This is a genomic window from Neisseria sp. P0021.S007 (assembly GCF_051956855.1).
On record NZ_JBQCXA010001056.1, the window covers coordinates 1 to 539 of the forward strand.

A 539-nucleotide genomic window follows, 5' to 3' on the forward strand; every position below is an offset into this window, starting at 1 on the left:
ATAATAAAACCAGAAAATAATGGAATAAGGCGGAGAATATGAGAAAATAATAGCCGCCTGCCTGCCACAACAGTTGATTGAATTAACTTTTATCGGCAGCCTGAATGTCCGGATTGGATAAAATAAGCCGTCAAGAACAAAGACCAACAAGCATATTATGTAAACTTGGCGGCTGAAAAATCGGCTCTGCACTTTACTTTACAAATCAACAACTTTAAAGGAAAACCCATGAAAAAAACCTTACTTGCCCTGATGATGCTATCTGCCGCCGCCGCGTATGCCGGTGAGGCGGAAGACCGTTTGCTGTCCGTCCAATCGGTTTACCGTGCCGCTTTGCATGAGCAAAACAGCAACGACAGCAAAATCATTTCCCTGCAAAGCGATTTGGAAAGCGCGCAGCGCCGTTTACAGGCCGCACAATCCGATATTGACCGTTTGAAAGGCGAAATTCAGACGGCCTTGGCTCAGAAAGAGCAGCAAAATGCCAAGCTGCAACAAGCCGGCCAGATGTTGGACGCGGCTTGGAATGCCGTTTACGG

The 539-nt window shown here is 46.8% G+C and carries 1 protein-coding gene; it reads left to right on the forward strand.

The features are described from left to right. Positions 1 to 228: 228 nt before the first annotated feature. Positions 229 to 539, forward strand: a 311-nt coding sequence (locus ACTHUR_RS17500) for a hypothetical protein (RefSeq protein ID WP_440399988.1), incomplete at its 3' end; no start/stop codon positions are given.